The following is a 4,121-nucleotide window of genomic DNA, read 5'->3' as shown; positions in this document are numbered from 1 at the left end:
GTAACTTTTTTTTCGCCAGTGTTCATTTTGTGTTTTCATAAGTGACTATAATTAAAGGTTTAATTTTTAGTCAACCTATTTCAGGAAAATTCATTGGTTAAATTATGCACAACGTGTTTGTGTAAGATTAGTTGCGTGTTTAAGTATCTAATTTAGCAAATAAAAACCGAATAGAATATTCCGCAGGAATATTCGTAAGTAGGCTAGAACTAGCAATTAATTTTACACGTTGTTGGCAACTGGCTTTTATTTCCATTGTTTATTTTTAATATTCGCTCTTTTCCTTTCAAACCTTTTTTCAATATCATTCGGATAAAAAACTACTTTTCGATTTGTTACTACAATTGGCATATCTGTAAAATAATTAGGCACTATTTCAAAATCTAAATCACGAATTAGAATATCAATTTCATTAAATTCTGGATTAGATATTGTTATTTTCTCTCCAGTTCCAACGTAGAAGTAGGATATATTTTTAATAAGATTAGTGTCAAATTCAACAATTCCATTATCATTCGCAAATTTGCTCATCTCTCCGTCATTTATTTCAATTAACGTTCCTCCTAAATAATTTTCAAAGTCTCTAATTGAAATTATCACTTTGTTTTTCAAATTAGGGTTTATAATTCCTTTGTAAGATGTTATTTTGTTTTTTGGCTGATTATAAGTGTTTAATAAAATAGTATCTCCTTTGTGTTGACTCCAAGTTCCAATTCTTTTTATTTCGCCACCAACACCTAAATACGTTCTATATTCAAAGGTTTTGTCCATTTTTAATAGAATTTGAGTATAATCTTTTCCATATAATCTTGAAACTTCTTTCTTGACTGAACAAGAAATAGCGATGATGCAAATAAATACAAAAAGTAACTTGAGTTTCATTTTTTTCAGCTTGTTGCCAACGGTTTTGTGTATGATTAGTGGCGTGTTTAAGCACCTAATTTAGCAAATAAAAACCGAATAGAAAATCCGCGAGGATTTTCGTAAGTAGGCAAGAACCAGCCATTAATTATACACGGTGTTGTGGTTAGTTTTTATTGCGTTATTACTGATATTTTTCCATCTATTCCTCTTTTCCCAAATAGTCTAACTGATTCTTTTTTAGGAATAAAATCAATTTGGATAATTTCGTATTCTTTTAATATTGAGTTCAAATTTCCATCTTCATAGTTTGTCAGTTTATCATTTAAGAACAACAATGGGTTTTGTCCAAGTTCGTTATTTTGAATTTTTGTTTTAAGAAACTGTTCAAAATTGTATTTTTTTATTCCATTTTTAAATTCAAAGAAGATAGGCTGCTCAACATTAAGTTTTTCAGTTTTTATGAGGTTCCAGAATTTATTTCCCCAATTTCCAGTATCCCACTTTAATATTTTAGAATTCAGTTCCGATTCTATAAAACTTTTGTTCTTTTTTTTGTCAAGTAATATTTCTGATAGAATATAAATATCATAAGGAAATTCAGTTTTTTGTAGTTTGGATTTCAAAGTTTCATTATAGTCGGAAATGTTGATGTTATTATCTTCCAGATAGCCTAAATAATTTGCTAAATCAGAACCACCAAATGAATTAATATCATTTATTATTATTTCAGGCTTCAATTCATTATAGTCATTTATTTTACTGCTCTTGCAGTTAAATAATGATAATAAGATTGCTGTTATGTAAATTAGTTTCTTGATTTTCAATGTCTTCTGTTAAATTAACCACAACTGTTTTGTGTATGGTTAGTTGCGTGGTTAAGCAACTAAGTTAGCAAACAAATCACAGATAGAAAATTCCAGTGGAATTTTCGTAAGTCGGCAGTGACCTAGCAATTAATTATACACGGTGTTGTGCTCAGTGTTTTTTTTCAATTCCTTAAGATACTTGGCTCTGAATTCATTACTGTAGCTTAATTTCGTAAAATATTGTTTAATTAATTTTTCTATTAGTTTATTATGAATTTTTTCATATTCCTCGACATTAATCATCAATTTATATCCGTTTTTAGAATGAGGATTTGTTCCAAAATCTAATTCATGTTCATATTTTAACATCAATCTGACTTGGTTTTTCAGATACTTTAATTTCGGAAATTTTTCTATCCTTGAGTTGGATAAATTTATTAATTTGGTTAAACATTCTTCGGCATAATTTAGAACTTTTTCATCATAAGTGAAGTTTGTCACTTTTCTGCCAAACCACAAAAAATAATCAAAATCAGTTTCTATAATTTGCTTAATAGTATAGCCTTTGAATATCGAGAATTTAATTACTGTATCGAGTGAATATTTTCTTCCACGCGCAATTCCGTTGTCGTGAGTTTTATGATTCTTGAAAATCAAATTAGTCGAAGAATTAAAATCATAATTTTGAATAGATTCTTCTGTATATGGTATTTTTTCAGTTCTAAAAATCGATTTTTTCATTTCTTTTTGTTTTTCCGAGTTCGTCGCTCACATTGAGCACAACGGTCTCGTATAACCGTCAGTTACGGGTTAAAGTACGCAAATTTTTCGGTTTAGCACTGACGTTAGCAATTCCGAGTGGAATCGGACGTAGTCGAATCCGCCGTAATTGCGGTTATACATTGTTGTGGTGTCGTTTTTTTATTTTTAATAGTCAAATTTATAAGTGTTAGTTGTTTTTCCTTTTCTCCAATTTTTAAATTCAACGTTCACAATTACTTCTTGAGTTCCGTGAATTTTTTCTTTAAAATCAAAGTTTTCTTGATATGAAATTCCATATTCATTAAGGACTTTATCAATTTTATTTTTTTCAAGTTCCGCTTTTTTCTTTTCTCTTCTATATTTATTTAGTTTTGAGTAAGCAATTCCAAGGAATGAAAACCCAGCGACAATCATTCCGATTTTTACGTACCATAGAAATAAGCTATGTATATTCCAATCAGAAAAAAAGTATCCAAGAAGTATTAATAGAAAACCAATAATTATTGTGCTGTAGAAAGTCAGATGTGTTGACTTTTGGTTTCTGCGTATTATTTCTAATTCAAGATTAGCAATTTCTAATTTTTCTTGAAATTTTTTGTCAAGTGTAATTTTTGAGCAAGTATTGTTAAAATCAGGTTTTTTATTAGTCAAACTGCAAGTCAATCCTTTCTCAAGACTCGTTATTTGGTTTTCGCATAAATCACAATGTCGTGAAAAATTCATTAAAAATTTCAGTTTGGTTTTAGTCGGTTTTGATTCCAGCGTTCGTTTTGGTAAATGCACCACAACGGTTTTGTATAAGATTAGTTGCGTAGTTTAAGCACTAAATTTAGCAAATAAATCACAGATAGAAAGTCCGCGAGGACTTTCGTAAGTAGGCTAGAAGCAAGCAATTAATTTTATACGTTGTTGCCCACAGTTTTTATTCCACGTTGTAATTTCCGTTCGCCCATTTTATTGTCGGTTCAATCCATTCCTTTAAAGGTTTGAATAAAAATCCGTGTCCCATTCCTGTATTCAGTTCGATTTCTTTAAAGTGTTTTATTTCGCAGTTCGATATTTTCTTTCGTTCCAATGAAGAAACTCCAAATGGGTCGGACTTTTCGTAAATCGTTAAAATATTTCCGCAAAAATTGATTTCAGGTATATTTTGAATATCGCTATTCCTAAAACTTGCAATAAACACAAAATTCAAATCTTGATTATTTGCTAAAGTCGAAACGTATTGAGCAATATATCCACCTTTTGAAGTTCCAACCACAGTTATTTTTTTCGGCTCTGTTCCGTTTTTCATTAAACTGTCAATTTGGGCAACAATTCGGATTGCATATTCTCTTGCGTTAACGTTTCCACTCCGTTTTTCGCTTATTACTTTAAGTCCTCCTTTTTTAAATTCAGTAATAATTTCGTTGTATTCCGTCCGTCCAAATTCGGGATGCAATTCATTCAGTTCGTGTTCTTCTAAAAATCGGTTGTGAAGGAAGAAAACAAATCGGTCATCATTTTTGTTTCCGCACGCAAATAAAGTTGAGCAAAAAAGAATTCCAATTAATAGACTTATTTTCATTGATTTACGATTTTCTCAAATTGTGGGCAACGGTTTTGTATAAGATTAGTTGCGTGGTTTAAGCAACTAATTTAGCAAATACAAACCGAATAGAAAATCCGCGAGGATTTTCGTAAGTAGGC

5 protein-coding genes are annotated in these 4,121 nt (G+C 30.1%); all 5 read right to left on the bottom strand.

Going from position 1 to position 4,121, the window contains the following annotated elements:
• Nucleotides 1–246 precede the first annotated feature (246 nt).
• Entirely contained in the window at nt 247–882 is a 636-nt protein-coding gene (locus tag DFQ11_RS14820; protein WP_110476656.1) for a hypothetical protein, read from the bottom strand.
• A 152-nt stretch (nt 883–1,034) separates the two neighbouring features.
• Complete coding sequence (locus DFQ11_RS14815) at nt 1,035–1,688, bottom strand: hypothetical protein (RefSeq protein WP_146221556.1); 654 nt, start codon at nt 1,686–1,688, stop codon at nt 1,035–1,037.
• Between the two features lie 129 nt (nt 1,689–1,817).
• A complete protein-coding gene (locus DFQ11_RS14810; RefSeq protein ID WP_110476654.1) occupies nt 1,818–2,411 on the bottom strand; it encodes a hypothetical protein in 594 nt (197 codons plus the stop codon).
• A 186-nt stretch (nt 2,412–2,597) separates the two neighbouring features.
• Nucleotides 2,598–3,155 (bottom strand): hypothetical protein, encoded by a 558-nt coding sequence (locus DFQ11_RS14805; protein ID WP_110476653.1) that lies wholly within the window; start codon nt 3,153–3,155, stop codon nt 2,598–2,600.
• Between the two features lie 199 nt (nt 3,156–3,354).
• On the bottom strand, nt 3,355–3,999 hold the full coding sequence (locus DFQ11_RS14800) for an alpha/beta hydrolase (RefSeq protein ID WP_110476652.1): 645 nt from the start codon (nt 3,997–3,999) through the stop codon (nt 3,355–3,357).
• Nucleotides 4,000–4,121 lie beyond the last annotated feature (122 nt).

The sequence above is a fragment of the Winogradskyella epiphytica genome (genome assembly GCF_003217215.1).
GTDB classification, from domain to species: Bacteria; Bacteroidota; Bacteroidia; order Flavobacteriales; family Flavobacteriaceae; genus Winogradskyella; species Winogradskyella epiphytica.
This window is presented reverse-complemented; position numbering and strand designations above follow the sequence as displayed.